The sequence below is a fragment of the Streptomyces sp. UNOC14_S4 genome, assembly GCF_020740835.1.
Lineage (GTDB): Bacteria > Actinomycetota > Actinomycetes > Streptomycetales > Streptomycetaceae > Streptomyces.
Genome location: NZ_JAINFC010000764.1, coordinates 1 through 2,559 on the forward strand (window position 1 = coordinate 1; position 2,559 = coordinate 2,559).

Consider the following 2,559-nt stretch of genomic DNA (forward strand, 5'->3'; position numbering starts at 1 on the left):
GTGGTGGGCAGCGGGACGGCGAGGGCGCCGACCCGGCGGCCCCCGGCGAGGGCGGCGAGCGTCTCCGCGACCTCGGGGCGCCCGGCGTCGCAGCCGAGCAGGGCCCGCACGGCCAGGACGGCGCTGGTCAGATGGGGTACGTCGACGACGGCACGGCCGAGCTCCTCCAGCACGACGGCGGCCTCGCGGGCCGTCGCGCCCTGCCCTCCGTGCTTCTCGGGGACGAGCAGGCCGGCCGTGCCCATGTCCGCCAGGGACCGCCACAGCCCGCTGTCGTACGGGCGTCCGCTCTCGGCGGCGGCGAGCACGGAGGCGGGGGCTCCGTGCGCGGTGAGCAGGGAGCGCACGGCGGCCCGGAGGTCCTCCTCGGTCTCCGAGTACTGCAGGTCCGGGGTGGACGGGGCGGTCATCGGAGCAGTCATCGGGGCAGTCATCGGGGCAGGTCCTTCCACGGGAGGTCCTTGTCGTCGCGGGGCTCGGGCGGCAGTCCGAGTACGCGCTCGGCGATGATGTTGAGCAGGATCTCCGAGGTGCCGCCCTCGATGGAGTTGCCCTTGGCCCGCAGGTAGCGGTAGCCCGCGTCGCGGCCGGTGAAGTCGACGAGTTCGGGCCGTCGCATGGTCCAGTCGTCGTAGCCGAGTCCGTCCTCGGCGAGCAGTTCGACCTCCAGGCCGCTGAGCTCCTGGTTGAGGCGGGCGAAGGCGAGCTTCATGGCGGAGCCCTCGGGTCCGGGCCTGCCGCGCCTGAGCTGCTGGCGGAGCCGTTCGCCGGTGAGACGGGCGACCTCGGCGTCCGCCCACAGCCCCAGCAGCCGCTGGTGGAGGTCGTGGGTACGCAGCTCGGGGCACTCGCGCCAGGTGCGGGCGACGGTGCCGATCATGCCGCCCTCGCGGGGGACGGAGCCGCCGCCGATGGCGACGCGCTCGTTCATGAGGGTGGCCTGGGCGACGCGCCAGCCGTCACCGACCTCGCCGAGGCGGTGGGCGTCCGGAATGCGTACGCCCGTCAGGAACACCTCGTTGAACTCGGCCTCGCCGGTGAGCTGGCGCAGCGGCCGCACCTCGACGCCGGGGTCGGTCATGTCGCAGACGAAGTAGGTGATGCCCCGGTGCTTGGGTACGCCGGGATCGGTGCGGGCGATGAGGATCGCCCAGCGGGCGAGGTGGGCGCTGGAGGTCCACACCTTCTGGCCGTCGACGGTCCAGGTGTCACCGTCGCGTACGGCACGGGTGGCGAGCCCGGCGAGGTCGGAGCCCGCGCCCGGCTCGCTGAACAGCTGGCACCAGACCTCCTCCCCGGTCCACAGGGGGCGCAGGAAGCGTTGCTTCTGCGCATCGGTGCCGTACTGGAGGAGGGTGGGGGCGGCCATGCCGAGGCCGATGCCGATGCGCCGGGGGTCGTTCCCGGGAGCACCCGCGGCCTCGAACGCGGCGTCGACGACGGGCTGGAGGGAGCGGGGCGCGCCGAGCCCGCCGAGTCCTTCGGGGAAGTGGATCCAGGCGAGTCCGGCGTCGAAGCGGGCGCGCAGGAACGCGAGGCGGTCGGTGGCGGCGGGGTCGTGCGCGGCGAGGAAGTCCGCGACGCGCTCGCGCAGCCCGTCGGCGTCCGGGGTGGCCGCGGCGGCGCTCATCGGGTGCCGCCCTCGGTGGGGAGGACGACGAGGCGGCCAGTGGTCCTGCCGTCGGCGACGCGCTGTACGGCGTCGGCGGCCGCGTCGAGGGGCAGGCGCTCGCTGACCAGAGGCCGGACGGCGCCCCGCGCGGCGAGCGCGGTCAGTTCGTCGTGGCAGGCGCGGACGGCGGCCGGGTCCTTGGTGTTGTAGAGGCCCCAGTGCAGTCCGAGGATGGAGTAGTTCTTCACCAGGGCGTGGTTGAGGGCCGGGCCGGGAATCTTCCCGCTCGCGAAGCCGATGACCAGGATGCGGCCTTCGAAGGCGACGCACTTGGTGGACTGGGTGTACGCGTCGCCGCCGACCGGGTCGTAGACGACGTCGGCGCCGCGGCCGCCGGTGGCGTCCTTGACGGCCGCGACGACGTCCTCGGCGCGGCGGTCGACGACCACGTCGCAGCCGTTCTCCCGGGCCTCCTTGGCCTTGTCCGCGCCACCGACGACGCCGATGACCGTGGCGCCCGCGGCCTTGCCCAGCTGCACGGCGGCGCTGCCGACACCGCCCGCGGCGGCGTGCACGAGGAGGGTCTCGCCCGGCTGGATACGGGCCCTGCGGTGCAGAGCGAACCAGCCTGTCTGGTAGCCGACGTGGAGGGCGGCCGCCTCTGCGTCGTCCAGCGACTCGGGGACGGGCAGGAGAGTGTCCGCGCGGACGACGGCGAGCTCGGCGAAACCCCCTGCGGGGAGGGCGGGTTGCGCGAGGACACGCGCGCCGACGGTGCCACCGGCGCCCTCTCCGAGGGCGAGGATCTCGGCGCACGTCTCGACGCCCGGGGTGAACGGGAAGGGAGGCCGGACCTGGTACTGCCCGCGGCAGAGCAGCGCATCGGGGAAGTTGACGTTGGCGGCGCGGATCCGGACCAGGGAAGAAACGGGTGCGGGGGCGGGACA

The 2,559-nt window shown here is 74.4% G+C and carries 3 protein-coding genes; all 3 read right to left on the reverse strand.

Annotated features, from left to right (window positions below; translation table 11 throughout):
* Nucleotides 1-434, reverse strand: a 434-nt coding sequence (locus K6I34_RS35435; protein WP_229332140.1) for an acyl-CoA dehydrogenase family protein, incomplete at its 3' end; no start/stop codon positions are given.
* The gene (locus K6I34_RS35440; RefSeq protein ID WP_229332141.1) at nt 431-1,630 is read right to left on the reverse strand and encodes an acyl-CoA dehydrogenase family protein; all 1,200 of its coding nucleotides are present in this window, start codon (nt 1,628-1,630) and stop codon (nt 431-433) included. The genes K6I34_RS35435 and K6I34_RS35440, both read right to left, overlap by 4 nt.
* The gene (locus K6I34_RS35445; RefSeq protein ID WP_229332142.1) at nt 1,627-2,532 is read right to left on the reverse strand and encodes an NADPH:quinone oxidoreductase family protein; all 906 of its coding nucleotides are present in this window, start codon (nt 2,530-2,532) and stop codon (nt 1,627-1,629) included. Before K6I34_RS35445 ends, K6I34_RS35440 begins: the two co-directional genes overlap by 4 nt.
* Nucleotides 2,533-2,559: the final 27 nt, after the last annotated feature.